This window comes from Micromonospora sp. PTRAS2 (assembly GCF_054052245.1).
On sequence record NZ_JBSWBU010000004.1, the window covers coordinates 610,856 to 630,298 of the forward strand.

Annotated in this window: 15 protein-coding genes; 6 read left to right on the plus strand and 9 right to left on the minus strand. The window is 74.0% G+C overall.

Features of this window, described 5'->3' with window-relative positions; all coding sequences use genetic code 11:
- Positions 1 to 12: 12 nt before the first annotated feature.
- Both ACVMYR_RS17730 and ACVMYR_RS17735 read right to left on the minus strand, forming a co-directional pair.
- Positions 13 to 615: a Uma2 family endonuclease gene (locus tag ACVMYR_RS17730; RefSeq protein WP_457122239.1), complete on the minus strand. Its 603-nt coding sequence runs from the start codon at positions 613 to 615 to the stop codon at positions 13 to 15.
- Positions 616 to 712: 97 nt separating this feature from the next.
- Entirely contained in the window at positions 713 to 1,531 is an 819-nt protein-coding gene (locus ACVMYR_RS17735; protein ID WP_396788085.1) for a class I SAM-dependent methyltransferase, read from the minus strand.
- A gap of 427 nt (positions 1,532 to 1,958) precedes the next feature.
- Here ACVMYR_RS17735 and rpsA point away from each other — a divergent pair, with 427 nt between their 5' ends.
- On the plus strand, positions 1,959 to 3,452 hold the full coding sequence (gene rpsA / locus ACVMYR_RS17740; RefSeq protein ID WP_043967455.1) for a 30S ribosomal protein S1: 1,494 nt from the start codon (positions 1,959 to 1,961) through the stop codon (positions 3,450 to 3,452).
- 350 nt (positions 3,453 to 3,802) lie between these two features.
- Complete coding sequence (coaE, locus tag ACVMYR_RS17745; protein WP_457122240.1) at positions 3,803 to 4,987, plus strand: dephospho-CoA kinase; 1,185 nt, start codon at positions 3,803 to 3,805, stop codon at positions 4,985 to 4,987.
- Positions 4,988 to 5,018: 31 nt separating this feature from the next.
- Here the strand turns inward: coaE and ACVMYR_RS17750 are convergent, their stop codons facing one another.
- The gene (locus ACVMYR_RS17750) at positions 5,019 to 6,917 is read right to left on the minus strand and encodes a hypothetical protein (protein WP_457122241.1); all 1,899 of its coding nucleotides are present in this window, start codon (positions 6,915 to 6,917) and stop codon (positions 5,019 to 5,021) included.
- A gap of 312 nt (positions 6,918 to 7,229) precedes the next feature.
- Between ACVMYR_RS17750 and uvrB the strand changes: the two genes are divergently transcribed.
- Positions 7,230 to 9,338, plus strand: a complete 2,109-nt coding sequence (gene uvrB, locus ACVMYR_RS17755) for an excinuclease ABC subunit UvrB (RefSeq protein ID WP_077939133.1) — start codon at positions 7,230 to 7,232, stop codon at positions 9,336 to 9,338.
- A gap of 100 nt (positions 9,339 to 9,438) precedes the next feature.
- Entirely contained in the window at positions 9,439 to 10,392 is a 954-nt protein-coding gene (locus ACVMYR_RS17760) for a helix-turn-helix domain-containing protein (protein ID WP_396787903.1), read from the plus strand.
- Positions 10,393 to 10,457: 65 nt separating this feature from the next.
- Here ACVMYR_RS17760 and ACVMYR_RS17765 read toward each other — a convergent pair whose 3' ends face one another.
- Positions 10,458 to 11,228, minus strand: a complete 771-nt coding sequence (locus tag ACVMYR_RS17765) for an SDR family oxidoreductase (RefSeq protein ID WP_457122242.1) — start codon at positions 11,226 to 11,228, stop codon at positions 10,458 to 10,460.
- Between the two features lie 272 nt (positions 11,229 to 11,500).
- Complete coding sequence (locus ACVMYR_RS17770) at positions 11,501 to 11,794, minus strand: antibiotic biosynthesis monooxygenase family protein (RefSeq protein WP_457122243.1); 294 nt, start codon at positions 11,792 to 11,794, stop codon at positions 11,501 to 11,503.
- A gap of 415 nt (positions 11,795 to 12,209) precedes the next feature.
- Here ACVMYR_RS17770 and ACVMYR_RS17775 point away from each other — a divergent pair, with 415 nt between their 5' ends.
- The gene (locus ACVMYR_RS17775) at positions 12,210 to 13,208 is read left to right on the plus strand and encodes a TerC family protein (protein WP_077939136.1); all 999 of its coding nucleotides are present in this window, start codon (positions 12,210 to 12,212) and stop codon (positions 13,206 to 13,208) included.
- 63 nt (positions 13,209 to 13,271) lie between these two features.
- Here the strand turns inward: ACVMYR_RS17775 and ACVMYR_RS17780 are convergent, their stop codons facing one another.
- Both ACVMYR_RS17780 and ACVMYR_RS17785 read right to left on the minus strand, forming a co-directional pair.
- A complete protein-coding gene (locus tag ACVMYR_RS17780; protein WP_457122244.1) occupies positions 13,272 to 14,261 on the minus strand; it encodes a C40 family peptidase in 990 nt (329 codons plus the stop codon).
- Between the two features lie 57 nt (positions 14,262 to 14,318).
- Positions 14,319 to 15,416, minus strand: coding sequence for a mandelate racemase/muconate lactonizing enzyme family protein (locus tag ACVMYR_RS17785; RefSeq protein WP_396787905.1), 1,098 nt, complete (start codon positions 15,414 to 15,416; stop codon positions 14,319 to 14,321).
- Between the two features lie 44 nt (positions 15,417 to 15,460).
- On the opposite strand from ACVMYR_RS17785, the gene ACVMYR_RS17790 reads away from it, so the two are divergent.
- A complete protein-coding gene (locus ACVMYR_RS17790; protein WP_077939138.1) occupies positions 15,461 to 16,258 on the plus strand; it encodes a tyrosine-protein phosphatase in 798 nt (265 codons plus the stop codon).
- 343 nt (positions 16,259 to 16,601) lie between these two features.
- Here ACVMYR_RS17790 and ACVMYR_RS17795 read toward each other — a convergent pair whose 3' ends face one another.
- On the minus strand, positions 16,602 to 17,468 hold the full coding sequence (locus ACVMYR_RS17795; protein ID WP_457122245.1) for a serine hydrolase: 867 nt from the start codon (positions 17,466 to 17,468) through the stop codon (positions 16,602 to 16,604).
- Between the two features lie 54 nt (positions 17,469 to 17,522).
- Complete coding sequence (gene typA, locus ACVMYR_RS17800; RefSeq protein WP_043967470.1) at positions 17,523 to 19,391, minus strand: translational GTPase TypA; 1,869 nt, start codon at positions 19,389 to 19,391, stop codon at positions 17,523 to 17,525.
- Positions 19,392 to 19,443 lie beyond the last annotated feature (52 nt).

A 19,443-nucleotide genomic window follows, 5' to 3' on the forward strand; every position in this document is an offset into this window, starting at 1 on the left:
AAACGGGCCGGGTCAGCCGGTGAGCTCGGCGACCGGCAGCTTGATCTCGAACGGCTCGGCCAGCGCGATCAGCTCCGCGCTGTCGGCGACCAGCTCGTACTGCCGCTCGCCGCCGAGGCTGAGCCGGTCGCTGAGCCGGTACGCGTACACGTGCACCGGGTCCTGCTCGATGCGCCAGTAGAACGGGATGCCGGCGGCGGCGTACTCGGCGGGCTTGGCGAAACGATCGATCCGCCGGGTGCCGGGGGACACCACCTCCACCGCGAGGACCACGTCCTCGGGCTGGAGCAGGGACCGGTCGGCGCGTACGTCGGCGCGGCGCAGCAGCACGTCCGGCTGCCGGGTGTTCTTCGCGTCGAGCGCGACCCCGACGGCCTGCGTGACCCGCAGGTGCTCGGGGGTGTGCTGCAGGAACCATCGGGCGAGGAACAGGGAGATGTCCTGGTGGCCCAGAGTGGGGAAGGGTGTCACTCGGAGGACTCCGTCGACGAGTTCGACGCGGGGGGCGTCGTCCGGCAGGTGGGGCAGGTCTTCCAGCGTGTAGTCGGCACGCTGTTGCCGGATCGGGTCCGGGCACCAGGGGCCAGGTGGTGTCGGGATCGGCTCGGCGCTCACCCGGTCAGCGTAACGCCGCCCGTCGGTCGGGACGTCGCACCGACGGTGCGATCCGCCGGCCGGTCCTGCGGCTCGACGCGTCGGCCCCGACGAGGGCTCAGCCCGCCGGCTTCTCGGCGACGAAGATGGCGGTGCCGGGGAAGAGCCGGCCGCGCAGCGGGCTCCACTGCCCCCAGATCCCCTCGTGCCCCTCGGGCCACTCCGGCTCCACCAGGTCCACCAGCCGGAACCCGGCGCCGACCAGCTCCCTGATCCGGTCGCCGAGGGTGCGGTGCTGCTCCACGTACGTCGCCGCGCCCGTGCGGTCCTGCTCCACGTACGGGGAGCGGTCGAAGTACGAGTGCACCGCGGTGAGCCCGCCCTGCCCCGGGTCGTCCAGGAAGATCCACCGCATCGGGTGGGTCACCGAGAACACCCAGCGCCCCCCGGGGCGCAGCACCCGGAACACCTCGCGCATCACCGCCGCCGAGTCGGCCACGAACGGGATCGCCCCGAAGGCCGTGAACGCGGTGTCGAACGCCGCGTCGGCGAAGGGCAACGCGAGCGCGTCGGCCTGCACCAGCGGGATCCGTACGCCGCTGCGCCGGGCGGCGTCCGTCGCGTGCCGCAGCATGCCGGCGGAGAGGTCCAGGGCGACCGGGTGGGCCCCCTGGGTGGCCAGCCACCGGGCGGCGGCGGCCGCCCCCGCGCCCACCTCCAGCACCCGGCGCCCGGCGAGGTCGCCGAGCAGCCGCGCGTCGGCCTCGCGCAACCCCTCGGGGCACCAGACGAAGTCCACGTCGCCGAGGAACGCGCCGTGCTCCGCCTGGTAGTCGTCGGCGTCGGAGTCCCACCAGCCGCGACTGGCCCGCCGGGCGTCGGCGTCGGTCACCGGCCGACGCAGCACCCCCGGCGCCGCGTCGGGCTCCGCGCTCACGGGGAGATCGGCCAGGTCGTCGGTCACCGCGGCAGTCTAGTGGCGACCCCGACCGTCGGCCCGGCGCGGCGTGGGGCGGGCCCGGCGTGGCGCCCGGTGGGGGGCGGGGCAGGCGGCGGAGAGGCCGGGTCCCTCGCCCGTAAACCGCCGCTTCGGGTACGAAAGGTGCAGTCCGTCGCGAAAGCGGGCTGGATCACTTCTCCCGGGGCTTGCACGCTGTGGTAATGCGCACGGTAGGCTAGACGATGCGCTCGCGGGTCGCGTGCCTCGGCAGGGAGAAGGCGCGCGGTCGCGGAGTTCCAGACGGAGCCACATCAGGACCTCACTAGTGATCTTCGGTGTGCCCGGCGACGGATCCGCTGGCGCGAACAGGTCACCGCGACACCAGCCTGCTGTGACAACCCATCCGACCGGAGCAACCGCCCACATGACGAGCAGCATCGAGGCCCCCTCGAGCGCCACCCGGGTCACCCACGACGATCTCGGTTCCGAGGAGGCTTTCCTCGCCGCGATCGACGAGACCATCAAGTACTTCAACGACGGCGACATTGTCGAAGGCACCGTCGTCAAGGTCGATCGGGACGAGGTCCTGCTCGACATCGGCTACAAGACCGAGGGTGTCATCCCCTCTCGGGAGTTGTCGATCAAGCACGACGTGGACCCCGCCGAGGTCGTCTCGGTCGGTGACCACATCGAGGCCCTGGTCCTCCAGAAGGAGGACAAGGAGGGTCGTCTGATCCTCTCCAAGAAGCGGGCGCAGTACGAGCGGGCCTGGGGCACGATCGAGAAGATCAAGGACGAGGACGGCGTCGTCCGCGGCTCGGTCATCGAGGTGGTCAAGGGTGGTCTCATCCTCGACATCGGGCTGCGGGGCTTCCTGCCCGCGTCCCTGGTCGAGATGCGGCGGGTGCGTGACCTGCAGCCGTACGTCGGCCGTGAGCTCGAGGCCAAGATCATCGAGCTGGACAAGAACCGCAACAACGTGGTCCTGTCCCGCCGGGCCTGGCTGGAGCAGACGCAGTCCGAGGTGCGCACCGAGTTCCTCAACAAGCTGCAGAAGGGCCAGGTCCGCAAGGGCGTCGTGTCCTCGATCGTCAACTTCGGCGCGTTCGTCGACCTGGGCGGCGTGGACGGCCTGGTGCACGTCTCCGAGCTGTCCTGGAAGCACATCGACCACCCGTCCGAGGTCGTCGAGGTCGGCCAGGAGGTCGAGGTCGAGGTCCTGGACGTCGACCTGGACCGCGAGCGGGTCTCGCTGTCGCTGAAGGCGACCCAGGAGGACCCGTGGCGGCAGTTCGCCCGCACCCACGCGATCCAGCAGATCGTGCCGGGTAAGGTCACCAAGCTGGTGCCGTTCGGCGCCTTCGTCCGGGTGGACGACGGCATCGAGGGCCTGGTCCACATCTCCGAGCTGGCCGAGCGCCACGTGGAGATCCCGGAGCAGGTCGTCCAGGTCGGCTCCGAGGTCATGGTCAAGGTCATCGACATCGACCTGGAGCGCCGCCGGATCTCGCTGTCGCTCAAGCAGGCCAACGAGGGCTTCGTCGAGGGCGAGGAGCACTTCGACCCGACCCTCTACGGCATGGCCGCGACGTACGACGCCGAGGGCAACTACATCTACCCGGAGGGCTTCGACCCGGAGACGGGCGAGTGGCTCGAGGGGTACGACAAGCAGCGCGAGACCTGGGAGAACCAGTACGCCGAGGCCCGTCAGCGCTGGGAGGCCCACACCAAGCAGGTGCAGACCTCCCGGGCCGCCGACGCCGAGGCCGCTGCCAACCCGGCTCCGGCCGTGTCGACCGGCGGCACCACCACCTCGACCAGCACGGCCCCGAGCCGGCAGGCCGAGGAGCCGGCCGGCACCCTGGCCACCGACGAGGCGCTCGCCGCGCTGCGGGAGAAGCTCGCCGGCGGCAAGTGACCCCGTGACGACTCCCCGCCGGGTGCGTGCGACGACGCATCCGAGCCGGAGCCGCCGCTGACGACGACGGGCCCTGTCCCCGCGATCCGGTTTCCACCGGGCCGCAGGGGCGGGGCCCGTCGTCGTTTCGGCCCCACCACCCGCGCCCACCCTTCGCCAGAGGAGACGCCGACCAGAGTCGACGCTGGTCGGCCGGTGCCCCGAACGGCCCGGCATCGAGCGGGCGGGCCAGGATCCGAGCGGGCGGCTCAGTGCCCGACCGGCTCAGTGTCCGGGCGGGCGGGAGTCGGCCCGTTGGTCCGGCACCGGCCGGTTTGGCGGTGCGGGTGCCGATCCGGTTGACTGTTGCGGTGCTGATGGTGGGACTGACCGGCGGGATCGGCTCCGGCAAGAGCGCCGTCGCGGCGCGGCTGGCCGCGCTCGGCGCGGTGGTGATCGACTCCGACCGGATCGCCCGCGAGGTGGTCGCCCCGGGCAGCGAGGGGCTCAGGGAGATCGTCGCCGCCTTCGGTGACCGCGTCGTCGGCCCCGACGGTGCCCTGGACCGGGCCGCGTTGGGCGGGTTGGTCTTCGCCGACGAGGCGGCCCGCCGCCGGCTGGAGGCGATCACCCACCCCCGGGTCCGCGCGCGGACCGCCGAGCTGGCCGCCGCGGCGGCGCCCGACGCCGTCGTGGTCAACGATGTGCCGCTGCTGGTCGAGGTCGGGCTCGCTCCGACGTACCACCTGGTGGTCGTGGTGCAGACGGAGGTCGCCGTCCGGTTGGGCCGGTTGGCGCGGGACCGGGGGATGAGCCGGGCGGAGGCCGAGCGGCGGATCGCCGCGCAGGCCGACGACGCCCGCCGGGATGCGGTCGCGGACGTGGTGCTGCACAACGACGGCACCCTCGACGAGCTGCACGCCGAGGTGGACGGGCTGTGGCGTGACCGGCTGCTGCCGTACGAGGAGAACGTCCGGCTCCGCCGGGTGGCCGAATCCGACGAGACCGCCCTGACCGGCCCCGATCCGACCTGGCCGCAGCAGTACGCCCGGCTGGCCGCCCGGCTGCGGCACGTGCTCGCCCCGGCCGATCCGCGGCTCGACCACGTCGGCTCGACGGCCGTCGCCGGCCTCGCCGCCCGGGACGTCATCGACATCCAGGTGACCGTGCCGAGCCTCGCGGAGGCCGACGGCGTCCTCGCCGAGCGCCTCGCCGCGGCCGGTTTCCCGCGCATGCCCGGCCAGTGGTGGGACAGCCCCCGCCCGGCGGGCAGCGATCGGTGGGAGAAGCGGCTGCACGGCAGCGCCGACCCGGGCCGCCCGGTGCGCCTGCACCTGCGGCCGGAGGGCTCGCCCGGCTGGCGGTACGCGCTGCTGATGCGCGATCACCTGCGCGCCGACCCTGACCGGCGGGCCGCGTACCTGACGCTCAAGGGCGACCTGGCGGCCAGTGCGCCGGACGGGGGCTCCCGCAACACCACGGCCCGGGATCCGTGGTTCGACGAGGAGCACCACCGCGCCGAGGAGTGGGCCGCGCGCACCGGCTGGCGACCCTGAGCCCGCTGCCGGTGTCGCCGCTCCGGCGGCGTCAGCGTGGGGCGCGCGGCCTCGCCGGCGACGGGGACACCGGCGGCAGCGCCGGCACCGGGCCCGGCGCCAGGTCGAGCTGGGCGTACGTGCCGAGCCGGGTGCGCAGCTCCAGCCGGCGCAGCAGCCCGGACCGGTCGATCCAGCAGCGCAGCGTGCCGCGCTCCGCGTCCACCTCGATCACGTCGACCGCCCGGTCGGCGAGGCGGTCCCCGCGGATCCGGGTCGCCGGGCGGGCCGTCCGCTCCGTCGCCGCGCCGACGTGCAGCGCGGCGACCAGCAGCAGGTCGACGTCGTCCGCGTCGTCCGCGTCGTCCGCGTCGGGTGGGCGGTGTTGCCAGGCGTACCCGGTGCGCGGCGGTGGCAGCGGCGGCGGGGCGGCCGGGTCGCCGGTCGCCGGGGCCGACCAGACCCCGGCGGCGTCGTAGCGGCGTAGCGTCCGGCCGGGCCACGCGCCGGTGCCGCCGACCGACAGGTACGCCGCCTGCGCCGTCCAGCTGAGCCAGCCGGTGCCGGCCACGGCGCGGCCCGGGGCGACGGGCGCGGTGAGCGTGGCGACGGCACCGCCCTGGGCCCGCATCCGGGTCGCCAGCCGGGCCAGCCGGTCCTCCTCGGGGCCGGTGAGCGCCCGGGGCAGCCCCGCGCGGCCACCGAGCGCGGCCACCGGCCACAGCACCGGCCGGTTGGCCCGCTGCAACTCCAGCGTCACCGGTGCGCCGTCCCGCAGGCGTCCCTCCAGCCGGTGCAGCCGGGCGTCCTGGTCGACCCACCAGCGGGCGGCCCCGTCGAGCGGCGGCCCGGCTGGCGGGACCGCGGTCGGCAGGCTGATCGTGGGCGCGGACCAGGTGCCGGCCGGCGCCGCCGTGCCCGGGGCCGACGCGCTCGCCCCCGACCTGGCTGGCCTCGGCGTCGCCGGCGCACCCGGTGCCGCCCTCTCCGGCGTCGACCTGCTCGGCTCCGGTTCGCGCGGCGTCGACCCGGGCGGCCCGGCGGGATCCTCCGGGCCTGCCGCGGCGGGCCGGCCGGTCGGGGCGCTCCGGCTCGCCGTGCCGCCGGGGCGGGCCCCGCCGCTCGGCCCCGCAGGGGCCGGAAGCGCTCTGCCGGCGGCATCGCCGGGCAGGCGGGACCGGAACACGTCCGCCGGCAGCCCGCCGGCCTCGGCCGGGGCCAGCCACCGGGCGTCGTCGGCCGGGAAGCGCCCGGCCCGCTCGGGTCGGGGCGCGGCGAGCGCGAAGAGCAGGTCGACCGCGGGACGCAGGGAGCGGGCGGCGGCCGCGTCGCCCACCCGCCAGCCGTCGGTCGGCGGCACCAGCGGCGGATACGCGGGGGCGGGCACCGCGGTCGGGTCGGGCCGGGTCAGCAGCAGCTCGGGGGTCGCCTGGAGGAGCCCTCGGTCCGGGCCGGCGCCGGGCCCGCCCACGTCCAGGTAGGCCAGCGGGCGGGACCAGTCGACCCAGCCCACGACGTCGGTGCGGGCGCCGGCCTCGCCGAGGGTCAGGCGCACGCCGGAGCGTACGTCCCGGTGGTTGGTGACCCGCACGGCCGCGAGGCGCTCCGCCTCCGCCGGCGTCAGCGGCCGGGACGGCTCCGGTGCCGCCGGCACCCAGGTGAGCAGCCCGACGACCAGGCCCGCCGCCGCAGCGGCGGCGACCACGCCCAGCGCGACCACGGCGGCGCGCCGGCGCCCGCCCCCGCTGCCGCCTCCGCCCCGGCCCGCGCCGCCGCGTCCGCCGCCCGGCCGGGCGCGGTGCGCTGCGGGCCCCCGGTCGCCGCGCCGGCCCCGGGCGGGGGCGACCACGAGGGGGAGCGTCGCCGTGGGCCGGGCCGGGCCCTCGGCAAGCGGGTGCGTCGGCCGGATCGGCCGGGCGGGGCGGGGTGTCGGCCCGGGGGAGTTCTCCACGCGAGGATGAACGTGTGGCGTGCGGGACAGGTGACGCGCGCCTCGGGCGGCTGGGGGCGCTCGCGGCGGCCGGTCTGCGCCTGTGCGCGACCACGTCGGGTGCGCACGCCGGTGATGTCCGGGTGCTGCGACCCCTGTGCCGGGGGCGTGTCGACCGTCGAGGGCCGAGCCGCCGGCCCGGACGGCCGCCGCGAGCGGCCTACGGCCATACCCTAGCGCGGTGAAATCCGCCACACAATGCGAATATCGAAGCCGATCACGGACCGACGGTAGTCGTCCCGCCTTGTCGGACCCCGGGCGTACGGTGGGGTCATGGCGCTCGACATTCCCCGGCTCGACGGCCGTTTCCAGGTCGTCAGCGAGTTCCAGCCGGCCGGCGACCAGCCGGCCGCCATCGACGACCTGGAGCGCCGGGTGCGGCGCGGCGACCGCAACACCGTGCTGCTCGGCGCGACCGGCACGGGCAAGAGCGCCACCACGGCCTGGCTCGTCGAGCGGTTGCAGCGGCCCACCCTGGTGCTGGCGCCCAACAAGACGCTCTGCGCGCAGCTGGCGAAGGAGTTCGGCGAGCTGCTGCCGCACAACGCGGTGGAATACTTCGTCTCCTACTACGACTACTACCAGCCCGAGGCCTACATCCCGCAGACCGACACCTACATCGAGAAGGACTCCTCGATCAACGAGGAGGTCGAGCGGCTGCGGCACTCGGCGACCATGTCGCTGCTGACCCGTCGGGACGTGGTGGTGGTGGCCACCGTCTCGGCGATCTACGGTCTGGGCACCCCGGAGGAATACCTCGACCGCGCCGTCCGGGTCGCCGTCGGGCAGGAGCTCGACCGCGACCAGCTGCTGCGCCGCCTCGTCGACATCCAGTACACCCGCAACGACATGGCGTTCCAGCGGGGCACGTTCCGGGTCCGCGGCGACACGCTGGAGATCATCCCGGCCTACGAGGAGCTCGCCGTGCGGGTGGAGCTGTTCGGCGACGAGGTGGAGAAGCTCTACTACCTCAACCCGCTCACCGGCGACGTGGTCCGCGAGGTCGACAGCCTGATGATCTTCCCGGCCACCCACTACGCCGCCGGGCCGGAGCGGATGGAGCGGGCCACCCGCGACATCGAAACGGAGCTGGCCGAGCGCCTCGCGGAGCTGGAGCGGCAGGGCAAGCTGCTGGAGGCCCAGCGGCTGCGGATGCGCACCACCTACGACCTGGAGATGATGCGGCAGGTCGGGTTCTGCTCCGGCATCGAGAACTACTCGATGCACATCGACGGCCGGCTGCCCGGCAGCCCGCCGCACTGTCTGCTCGACTACTTCCCCGACGACTTCCTCACCGTCATCGACGAGTCGCACGTGACGATCCCGCAGATCGGCGGCATGTACGAGGGCGACGCCTCCCGCAAGCGGATGCTCATCGACCACGGCTTCCGGCTGCCCAGCGCCGCCGACAACCGGCCGCTGCGGTTCGACGAGTTCCTGGAGCGGGTGGGCCAGATGGTCTTCCTCTCCGCCACCCCCGGCTCCTGGGAGCTGGAGCAGGCCCAGGGCGAGTTCGTCGAGCAGGTGATCCGCCCCACGGGTCTGATCGACCCCGAGGTGGTGGTGAAGCCCACCAAGGGGCAGATCGACGACCTGATGCACGAGATCAAGCTGCGCACCGAGCGCGACGAGCGGGTCCTGGTCACCACGCTGACCAAGAAGATGGCCGAGGACCTCTCCGACTACCTGCTGGAGAACGGCATCCGGGTGCGGTATCTGCACTCCGAGGTCGACACGCTGCGCCGGGTCGAGCTGCTGCGCGAGCTGCGCAAGGGCGAGTACGACGTGCTGGTGGGCATCAACCTGCTCCGCGAGGGTCTGGACCTGCCCGAGGTGTCCCTCGTGGCGATCCTGGACGCCGACAAGGAGGGCTTCCTGCGCAGCGGCCGGTCGCTGATCCAGACCATCGGCCGGGCGGCCCGCAACGTCTCCGGTCAGGTGCACATGTACGCCGACAAGATCACCCCGTCGATGGCGGAGGCGATCGACGAGACCAACCGGCGCCGGGCCAAGCAGGTGGCCCACAACGAGGCGCACGGGATCAGCCCCGAGCCGCTGCGCAAGAAGATCCACGACATTCTCGACGACATCTACCGGGAGGCGGAGGACACCGAGAGTTCCCGGGTCGGTGGCGCGGCGCGGCAGCTGTCGCGGGGCAAGGCGCCGGTCAAGGAGACCCGCAGCCGCAGCCGGGCCGGCGCGGCCGGTCCGTCGCGGGAGGGGATGGCGCGGGCCGATCTGGCCCAGCTCATCCAGGAGCTCAACGACCAGATGCTGGCCGCCGCGCGGGAGTTGCAGTTCGAGTTGGCCGCCCGGATCCGCGACGAGGTCGCCGACCTCAAGAAGGAGTTGCGGGGGATGGACGCGGCCGGCGTGAAGTGACCGTCGGGCCCTTCCTGGGCCCCGGATTCCGTTGCCGTAAGCAAGCGAGGTATTGCAGCGAGTGATCGATCTGCGTACTCTCCGTCCTGGGGAGGCGGGGATGCCGTTGCCAACGAGTCCGGTGATTCGACGGGCGCGACTCGGAGCCGAGTTGCGCCAGCTACGCAGGCGGGAGGAGCTGACGCTGGAGCAGGTCTGTGACCGGCTGGGTTGGGCGTCCACCTCCAAGCTGTCCCGCATCGAGCTGGGGCAGAGCCGGCCGGATCTCGCCGACGTGCTCGACCTGCTGGACGTCTACCGGGTCGCGCCGGACGAGCGTGACGCGCTGATCGTCATCGCCCGGGACGCGGCGACGGGCCGCGGCTGGTGGAAGACGCTCGGCGGGATGGGGGAGCGGCAACGCGCCTACGCCGAGCTGGAGGCCGGGGCCGCCACCGTGGTGGAATACCAGCCCGCCGTGGTGCCCGGGCTGTTGCAGACCCCGGCGTACGCGCGGCTGCGGCTCGGGGTCGCCCGGCTGCTGCATCCCGACGTGGACGTGGAGGCCGACGTGCGGGCCCGGCTGGTCCGGCAGGAGGTGCTGCACCGGGCGGAGCCGCCCCGCTACACGGCGCTGCTGGAGCTAGCGGCCTGTGATCCGGGCGGCGTGCCCGACGGCATCTGGCGTGAGCAGCTGCGCCACCTGGTCACCCTGGCGGGCCGGCCGAACGTGACGATCCGGGTGGTCCCGCCCGGCGTGACGGCCGGCGGCGCGCACCCGCTGACCCCGTTCACCCGATACTCGTTCCCCGACCCGGCCGACCCGCGCACGGTGATGCTGGAAGCCCTGACCACCGACGTGCGGCTCGTCTCCCCGTCGGACCTCGGCTGGTACGACGCGGTGATCGACCGGCTGCTCGACGCCGCGCTCCCGGCGACGGAGACGGCGGCGTTGCTGGCCCGGCTCGCCGACGACCCGTCGTTGCCGGCCGCGGCCGACCTCGGCGGTCAGCCGTCGGTCAGGGCCCGGCCGGAGGGCGCCGTGTTGCCCCGTCCCCGCCTGCCGCAGGACTGATCGCCCCCGGGGCCGACCCGCCGCACCGCGCCGGCCGGTGCCCGCACCCCGAGCGGCGGGCGGGGTCACCGGTGCCGGTTGAAGCCACCCTCGGAGTCGATGACCTGACCGGTGATCCACCGGGCGTCGGCGGAGCACAGGAAGCGGACGAGCCGGGCGGCGTCCTCGGGGGTCCCCCAGCGGCCGCTGGGGAAGAGCCGCGCCACGAGAGCATGGTCGCCGGGCTCGGCGTACCCGGTGTCGGTGGGGCCGGGGTTGACGCAGTTGACCGTGATGCCCTTCGGCATGAGCAGCGGGCTGAGCTGGACGGTCAGGTTCTCCAGGGCCGCCTTGCTCGCCGCGTACGCGAGCTCGGTGGGCATCGGGCCCAGCCGCTGCCCGCTGGAGAAGAGCACCAGGCGGCCGCCGTCGGTGTCGCTACGGGCGGCGAACCCGGCGGCGAACGCCTCCGCCAGCAGCAGGGTGGCCCGGACGTTGACCAGCAGGTGCCGGTCGATCTCGGTGGCGTCGAGGCCGCCCAGCGGGGTCTGCGTCGAGTACGTGTGCGCCGCCACCACCGTGTCGAGGCGGCCGAACCGGTGGACGGCCTCGCCGACGAGGGCGGCCGGTGCGGCCGGGTCGAGCAGGTCGGCCCGGATGTGGGCCGCGCGGTCGCCCAGCTCGGCGAGCAGCGCCGGCACGCCCTCCGGGTCGCCGCCGTAGGGCTGCGTGTCGTCGTAGTCGGGCAGGCCGGTCAGCAGCAGCCGGTGGCCTGCCGAGGCCAGGGCGCGGGCGACCGCGGCGCCGATGCCGGCGCGCCGGCTGACGCCGGTCACGAGAGCGATGCGTTCCGTCATGGCTGACAAGCCAAGCCCGCCGAGGTGAGGACCGCCAGCGATTATCGCCGCGCGGCCACCGGGCCCGGCAACCCCGAGCCCGCCGGGACCGGTGGCCGCGCGCGCGAGCGCACCGTAGCCGGGGGGTACGACATTCTCGGCACGACGGGGCGGGGACCGGCCGGGGCTCGGGCGTCGACCGAGGCGGCGACGCCGGCTCGGACGTGCCGGTTCAGGGGCGCCGGCTCAGGCGGCCCTGGTGCCGCCGGCCACCCGGCCCGACGCCCTCCTGGTCAGGCCGGGACGTCGACGAAGTGCTCGACCAGCGGCGGGCCGGCGAAGTGCGGGCCGATCAGCCCCCGCCACTGCTGGAACCGCTCGGTCTCGCGGAAGTTCTCCTCGTGGGCGGCGACGGAATCCCACTCGACCAGCAGCACGAACCGCGTCGGCGACTCGACGCCCCGGGTCATCCGCACGGAGCGGCAGCCGGGCGTGCCGGCCAGGATCTCGTGCCCCCGCGCGTACGCGGCGGCGAAGTCGTCCTCGTGTCCGGGCGTCACGTCGATGAGCGCAACCTCAAGCACCATGCCCAGAGCCTCGCACGGTGCCGGCTGAGGCCGGGCCGCCGGGGTGGCCGTGTCCACCGCCGACGTGGAGATCCGCGCCGGCACGACTGCGGGATGGTCTCCTAGGACGCCGTACGCGCGGAGAGATCCGTCACTGGAAACCCGCTGAGAGCCCCCCGGGTGAAAGCAGGAGATGCGCGCCGGCCTCGCGATGGTGAACAATGGGTCGCGAAGGAGGGGAGTATTCCCCCGCGACGGAGTCGTCAGCACGGTCGACCGCCCCCGGCGGCGCGACCCGGCTCCGTAGGTTGTCGGCCCGCCCGCGGGTCGGCGACGGAAGAGACCTCCGACAGCCACCAGTGTCCGCGTCGCCACACCCACCCGCCCCGGCGGGCGTACGGTGTGCCCGACGCCGTGTGTCTGCCGGAGGATGGGATTGAACGTGTCCGGATTGGTGTGGGCGGGGACCCTCGTCGCACTGACAGCGGTTCTCGTCGTCGACCTGCTGATCATCGGCCGACGACCACACGAGCCGAGCGTCCGTGAGTCGAGCCTGTGGGTCGGCTTCTACGTCGGGCTGGCCCTGCTCTTCGGCGCCGGGTTGTGGGTCTTCTCCGGCCCCGGGGTGGCCGGTGAGTTCTATACCGGCTGGCTCACCGAGTACAGCCTCTCGGTGGACAACCTGTTCGTTTTCGTGATCATCATGGCCCGCTTCGGGGTGCCTCGGCAGTACCAGCAGAAGGTGCTGCTGATCGGCATCGTGCTGGCGCTGCTCATGCGCGGCGGGTTCATCGCCGCCGGTGCGGCCCTGATCACCCAGTTCTCCTGGGTCTTCTACATCTTCGGCGCGTTCCTCATCTACACGGCGGTCAACCTGGCCCGCCAGGGCGAGCCGGACGAGGACGAGTTCAGCGAGAACCTGCTGATCCGGTGGAGCCGCAAGGCGCTGCCGATCTCCAGGGACTACGACGGCGCGAAGATGACCACACACGAGGCCGGCCGCCGGCTGTTCACCCCGATGCTGATCGTCATGATCGCCATCGGCACCACCGACCTGATCTTCGCGCTGGACTCGATCCCGGCGATCTTCGGCATCACCCAGGAGCCGTACCTGGTCTTCACCGCGAACGTCTTCGCGCTGATGGGCCTGCGCCAGCTCTACTTCCTGCTCGGCGGGCTGCTGGACCGGCTGATCTACCTCAGCTACGGCCTGGCGGTGGTGCTCGGCTTCATCGGCGTCAAGCTGGTGCTGGAGGCCCTGGCCGACAACAACCTGCCGTTCGTCAACGGCGGCGAGCCGGTGGCCTGGGCCCCGCACATCCCGATCTGGCTGTCCCTGACCGTCATCCTCGGCACCCTCTCGGTGGCGACCGTGGCCAGCCTGATCAAGTCGGCCCGGGACCGGCGGCGAGAGTTGGCGTCGGCGCGCGGCTGAGCCGATCGCGGCAACGGGGGCGCTTCCGGCACCGGGAGCGCCCCCGTTGCCGTGTCGGGCGGCTCAGACCCGGTGCGCGCCGACCAGGGTGGCGGTCCGGTCGGCCGGCATCGCCTCCTCCAGGACCCGACGGTGCCGGTAGCAGGCGTGCAGGATGCGCCGGTCGGCGTCGCCGTCCGGGGCGGCGCTGACGAAGCCGATGTGGTGGATCTGTCGGCCCGGCCGGGCGAAGAAGTAGAGGTCGCCGACGCGTTCGGTGCCCAGGGGCAGCGGGGTGGTCGCGCCGGCCTGGTCGGCGGCGTCGCGGGGCAGCACCACGCCGAACCGCCGCCAGGCCAGGTGCACCAGGCCGGAGCAGTCGATCCCGTACGCCGACACCCCGCCCCACACGTAGGCCACGTCGCGCAGCCGGGCGGCGACGGTCAGCACGTCCGCCGGGGACGGGGGCGCGGTGGGCGGCGGCACGAGGTGCGCGTCGGGCAGCCAGAGCGGCCGGTCCTGGCCGGGGGCGTGCACCGGCCGCCAGCCGTCCACCGGCGGGCCGGCCGGGGTCAGTCGGGTGCTGAGGATGACCCCGGCGACGACCGGCTCGCCGGCCGGGGCGGCGTGCAGGACGGTGACGGTCGCATCGACGACCCAGGGGCCGACCGGGCCCTCCTGGCTGTCGGCCGGGGCCGGGGCGGTGTCGGCCGGGGCGGGCGCGGCGTGGGCCGGGGTGGGCGCGGCATGGGCCGGGCGCGGGGTGAGCTGGGCTGCCGGGAGCCAGCCGGGGTAGCCGCGCGGGTCGAGCCGGGCCGCCGGTTGCTCGACGGCCACGACGTGCGCCCAGCCGTCCGGGCGCAGGGCGGTGACCAGCACGCGCTCGCCGAGCAGCAGTTGACTCAGCACGCACTCGCCGACCTGCTGGTCGGCGTCCATGCCGGAGATCCAGGCGGCGACGTCGGCGGGCGCGTCGAGGGCGGGACGGTCGACGGGGCGTACCGCCTCAGGGCCGGACCAGAGGGTCGCGACCGCGACCCGGACGACGGCCTCGCGGCCCGGTTGCAGCTTCACGTCCACCCCCAGTTCGCGGCGTCCCTGTCGCGACCCTATGAAAGAAAGCGCCGCCTATCAACCGGTCGGCTGAATCTTTGCTTCAGACACGGAGTCGATGCCGAGGCCGGGCGCGTCCGGCAGCACGACGGTCGCCCCGTCGTACCGGATGCCACCCCGCACCGGCGACCAGGCCAGCCACCAGGCGGCGTCGAGGTCGGAGACGGCGCTGGTTCCGTGGGCGGCGACCAGGCTGGCCGCGGCGCCGAGCCCGACCTGACTCTCCATCATCGAGCCGACGACCGTGCCGACGCCGTGCTCGGCGGCGAGGTCCAGCAGCGTGCGGGCGGCGTGCAGGCCGCCGCACTTGGCCAGCTTGACGTTGACCATGTCGGCGGCCCGGCGGCGGATCACCTCGACCAGGTCACGCACGCCGAAGACCGACTCGTCGGCGAGGACCGGCAGGCCCACTCGGTCGCTGACCCAGGCCAGCCCGTCGAGGTCCCAGTGGGACACCGGCTGCTCCACCAGCTCGACGCCGAGGCCGGCGTCCTCGATGCCGCGGATCACCCGGACCGCCTCGCGGGGGGTCCAGCCCTGGTTGGCGTCGAGCCGGATGCGCACGTCGGGGCCGACGGCCGCCCGGACCGCCCGGACCCGCTCCAGGTCGCCGGCAGCGTCGGTGCCGACCTTCAGCTTGAGCACGGAGAACCCCTCGCCGCGCCGCTGCCGCGCGGCGGCGGCCAGGTCGGTGGCGTCGCCAGCGGCTAGGGTGACGTCCGTGGGCACGCGCAGGGCCGTGCCGCCGAGCAACCGCACCAGGGGTACGCCGAGCCGGCGCGCGGCCAGGTCGTGCAGGGCGGTGTCCACCGCCGCCTTGGCGGCCTCGTTGCCGGCCACCGCCCGGCGCACCTCGGCGCACCGGGCCACGAGGTCGTCGGCGTCCCTGCCGACCAGCCCCGGTGCCAGCATCTCCCGCACGCACGCCTCGGCCCCGGCCAGCGACGCCCCGGTCACCTGCCACACCTGCGGGGCCTCGCCGAAGCCGGAGCGCCCGTCGTCGTCGACGAGTTCCACGATCAGCGTGTCGGTGGTGGTGGTGCGGCGCAGCGCGGTGACGAACGGGGTGTGCAGGGGCGCGGAAAGCCGATGGGTGCGTACCGCGGTGATCGTCATGTGCGGCACCCTATAGGTGACCCGGCGACGACAGGGGAGGCCGAATGGGCGGGCGGGACTGGGAACTGGTGGGGGCGCCGAACGCGCGCGACCTCGGTGGCATGGTGGGGCTCGACGGCCGCCGGGTGCGGGCCGGCCGGCTGATCCGGACCCCGGCGCTGGGCCGGCTGACCGACGAGGACCTGCCGGTGCTGGGCAAGATCGCTCCGGCCTGCGTGGTGGACCTGCGCGACGATTCGGAGATCGCGGCGGCGCCGCCGAACCGGTTGCCCGGCGAGCCCCGGGTGGTGCGCCTGCCGGTGTACGACCCGGCGCACCCGGTCTTCACGGCGGTGTCGGAGGTGCTGCTCGGGCACGACCTGCGCGCGGAGACGGCGCTGGCCCTGCAGGGCACCCCGGCGGCGATGGCGGAGATCTACCGCTGGTTCGTCACGGGCGAGGCGGCCCGCGCGGGCTTCGGCGGGGCGGCCCGGCTGGCCGCCGACGCGGGCAACCTTCCGCTGCTGTTCCACTGCTCGGCCGGCAAGGACCGCACGGGCTGGCTGTCGGTCGTGCTGCTCACCGCGCTGGGGGTGGACGAGGCGGCGATCCGGGCGGACTACCTGCGGACCAATGCGCAGACGGAGAGCCTCAAGGAGGTCGTCCTGGCCGCCATGCGGGCCCGGCAGCCGGAGCTGGCGGAGGCGGCGATCCGGCCGCTGATGGAGGTGCGCGAGGAGTACCTGGATGCCGCGTATGCGGAGGTGCGGCGGGTGCACGGCTCGTTCGACGCGTACCTGCGCGACGGGCTGGGGCTGACGCGGGCGCACCTGGCGGCGCTGCGGGACAACCTGCTGGACTGAGCCCCGCCACTGCCGGGCGCCCGGCCCGGCCGCTGTTGCCCGGCCCGTCGTTCGCCGGTCACGCTCGGTGACGACTGCGGGAGGCGTGACCGATCGCGGCCAATCTTCACTCTTCGTCAGGTTGCTGCGACCCGAACAGACCTCACGCGCTCCCTTTGCTCTGCACCCATCGACGCAACACGTCGCTGAGCTGGGGAAAGTCCGGTGCGGAGGCGGTGGGCGGGAGCGGCGGTCCGATGCGCTGCGTGACTGCCGCGTCCGTGGGTGCAGAGCAAAGGGCGCGCGGCAGGTCGTCTCGACGTGCCGCGGCGTTGCCCAGAGTTACCTGCCGACGCCGTGCCCCTCAGGCCGCTGCGGCCGGGCGCAGGTCGTGGCGGGCCGCCCAGACCCGGGCGGAGATGTCGGCGAGGAGCCGGCAGGCGTCCCCGTCCGCCGCGCCGCCGCCGGCCGGGTCGCCTGTGGTGCAGACGACCAGCACGTACGGCGGGGCGTCGGCCGGGTGGACCACGCCGGCACCGTGGCGCACGCCGCGTACCCAGCCGTTCTTGTGGGCGATGCGGACGCCGTCGGGCAGGCCGGCGGCGAGGTCCTCGCGGAACTCCTGCGCGAACAGGACGTCGAGCATGGCGGCGCAGCCGGCGGGGGAGGCGAGGGGGCCGGGGCGGGTCACGCCGGCGGTCAGCCCGCCGAGCAGGGCGGCCAGGTCGGCCGCGGTGACCAGGTTGGTGATGCCGGCCTCGCGGGCGGCGAAGTCCTCGATGCCGCGCCCGGTGACGCTGTGCCGGCCCCCGGCGGCCGCCCACGCGTCGGCGACGGCGGGCAGGCCGACGTGGCGCAGGCAGAGGTTGGTGGCCAGGTTGCTGGAGCGCACGATCATCCGCTCGGCCAGCCAGCGCAGCGGCGCGCGCCCGTTCTCCCGCTCCCAGACGGCCTCGTCGTTGTCGTAGTGCCGGGCGCAGGCGAACCGGGGGGCGCCGGGCAGGGCGGAGTCGAACTCGTTGCGCACGTCGACGGGGGCGTCGAGGTCGAGCGTGCCGGCCTCGGCGGCCCGGTGCAGGGCCAGCAGCACGGCGACCTTCATGGTGCTGGCCGCGTAATGGGTGGCGTCGGGGTGCCGGGTCCAGGTCGCCGGGGCGTCGACCCGGCCCGCGTACGCCGAGACGGTGCCCGGCAGTGCGTCCAGGCGGGCGTCGAGCTCGTCCCAGATCATGCGGGTGACGGTAGCCGATCCGGCCCCCGGTCGTCCGGGGCCGGCGGCAGGGGGTCAGCCGGCGTGCTTGCGGCGGGCCGTGGCGCGGGCGCGCTGGGTCTGGTCGAGCACGACCTTGCGGATGCGGACGGCGGCGGGGGTGACCTCGACGCACTCGTCCTCGCGGCAGAACTCCAGGGCCTGCTCCAGCGACAGCTTGCGCGGCGGGATCAGCTTCTCGGTCTCGTCGGAGGTCGAGGCTCGCATGTTGGTGAGCTTCTTCTCCTTGGTGATGTTGACGTCCATGTCGTCGGAGCGGGAGTTCTCGCCGACGATCATGCCCTCGTACACCTCGGTGGTGGGCTCGACGAAGAGCTGGCCGCGCTCCTGGAGGTTGATCATCGCGAAGGAGGTGACCGCGCCGGCCCGGTCGGCGACCAGCGAGCCGTTGTTGCGGGTGCGCAGTTCGCCGAACCACGGCTCGTAGGACTCGAAGACGTGGTGCAGGATGCCGGTGCCCCGGGTGTCGGTGAGGAACTCGGTGCGGAAGCCGATCAGGCCGCGCGCGGGGACCAGCCACTCCATCCGGATCCAGCCGGTGCCGTGGTTGACCAGCTGCTCCATCCGGCCCTTGCGGGTGGCCAGGAGCTGGGTGATCGCGCCCAGGTACTCGTCGGGGGCGTCGATGGTCAGCCGCTCGACCGGCTCGCAGATCTTGCCGTCGATCTCCCGGGTGACGACCTGCGGCTTCCCGACGGTCAGCTCGTAGGACTCGCGGCGCATCTGCTCGACGAGGATCGCCAGGGCCAGCTCGCCACGCCCCTGCACCTCCCAGGCGTCGGGGCGCTCGGTGGGCAGGACCCGCAGCGAGACGTTGCCGACCAGTTCCTTGTCGAGGCGGTCCTTGACCATCCGGGCGGTGACCTTGGCGCCCTTGACCCGGCCGACCAGAGGCGAGGTGTTGGTGCCGATGGTCATCGAGATCGCCGGCTCGTCGACGGTGATCAGCGGCAGCGGGATCGGGTTCTCGGCGTCGGCCAGCGTCTCGCCGATCATGATCTCGGGGATGCCGGCGACGGCGATGATGTCGCCGGGGCCGGCCGAGTCGGCGGGCTTGCGCTCCAGGCCCTCGGTCATCAGCAGCTCGGAGATGCGAACCCGCTGGGTGCTGCCGTCGGTGCGGCACCAGGCGACGGTCTGGCCCTTGGCGATGGTGCCCTGCCGCACCCGGCACAGCGCCAGCCGGCCGAGGAACGGGGAGGCGTCGAGGTTGGTGACGTGGGCCTGCAGCGGCGCGTCCTGCTCGTAGGCGGGCGGCGGGATGGTGTCGAGCAGGGCGCGGAACAGCGGCTCCAGGCTCGTGCTGTCCTGCGGGACGGAGCCGTCGGCGGGCTGGGTGAGCGAGGCGATGCCGTCGCGGGCGCAGGCGTAGACGATCGGGAAGTCGATCTGCTCCTCGTCGGCGTCCAGGTCGAGGAAGAGCTCGTAGGTGTCGTCCACGACCTCCTTGATCCGGGCGTCGGGGCGGTCCACCTTGTTGATCACCAGGATGATCGGCATCCGGGCGCGCAGCGCCTTGCGCAGCACGAAGCGGGTCTGCGGCAGCGGGCCCTCGCTGGCGTCGACCAGCAGCACCACGCCGTCGACCATGGTGAGGCCGCGCTCGACCTCACCGCCGAAGTCGGCGTGGCCCGGGGTGTCGATGATGTTGATGGTGACCGGCTCCGACCCGTCCGCCGGCAGGTAGCGCACGCCGGTGTTCTTGGCCAGGATGGTGATGCCCTTCTCCCTTTCGAGGTCCATCGAGTCCATCACCCGCTCGGTCGTCTCGCCGCGGGCGCCGTAGGCGCCGGCCTGCCGCAACATGGCGTCGACCAGGGTGGTCTTGCCGTGGTCGACGTGAGCGATGATGGCGACGTTGCGGAGGTCGGTGCGAAGCTGCATGGGCTCCATCCTCCCGCCTGCGCGGATCAGGTGCCGCGTCGGGGTCGCCCCT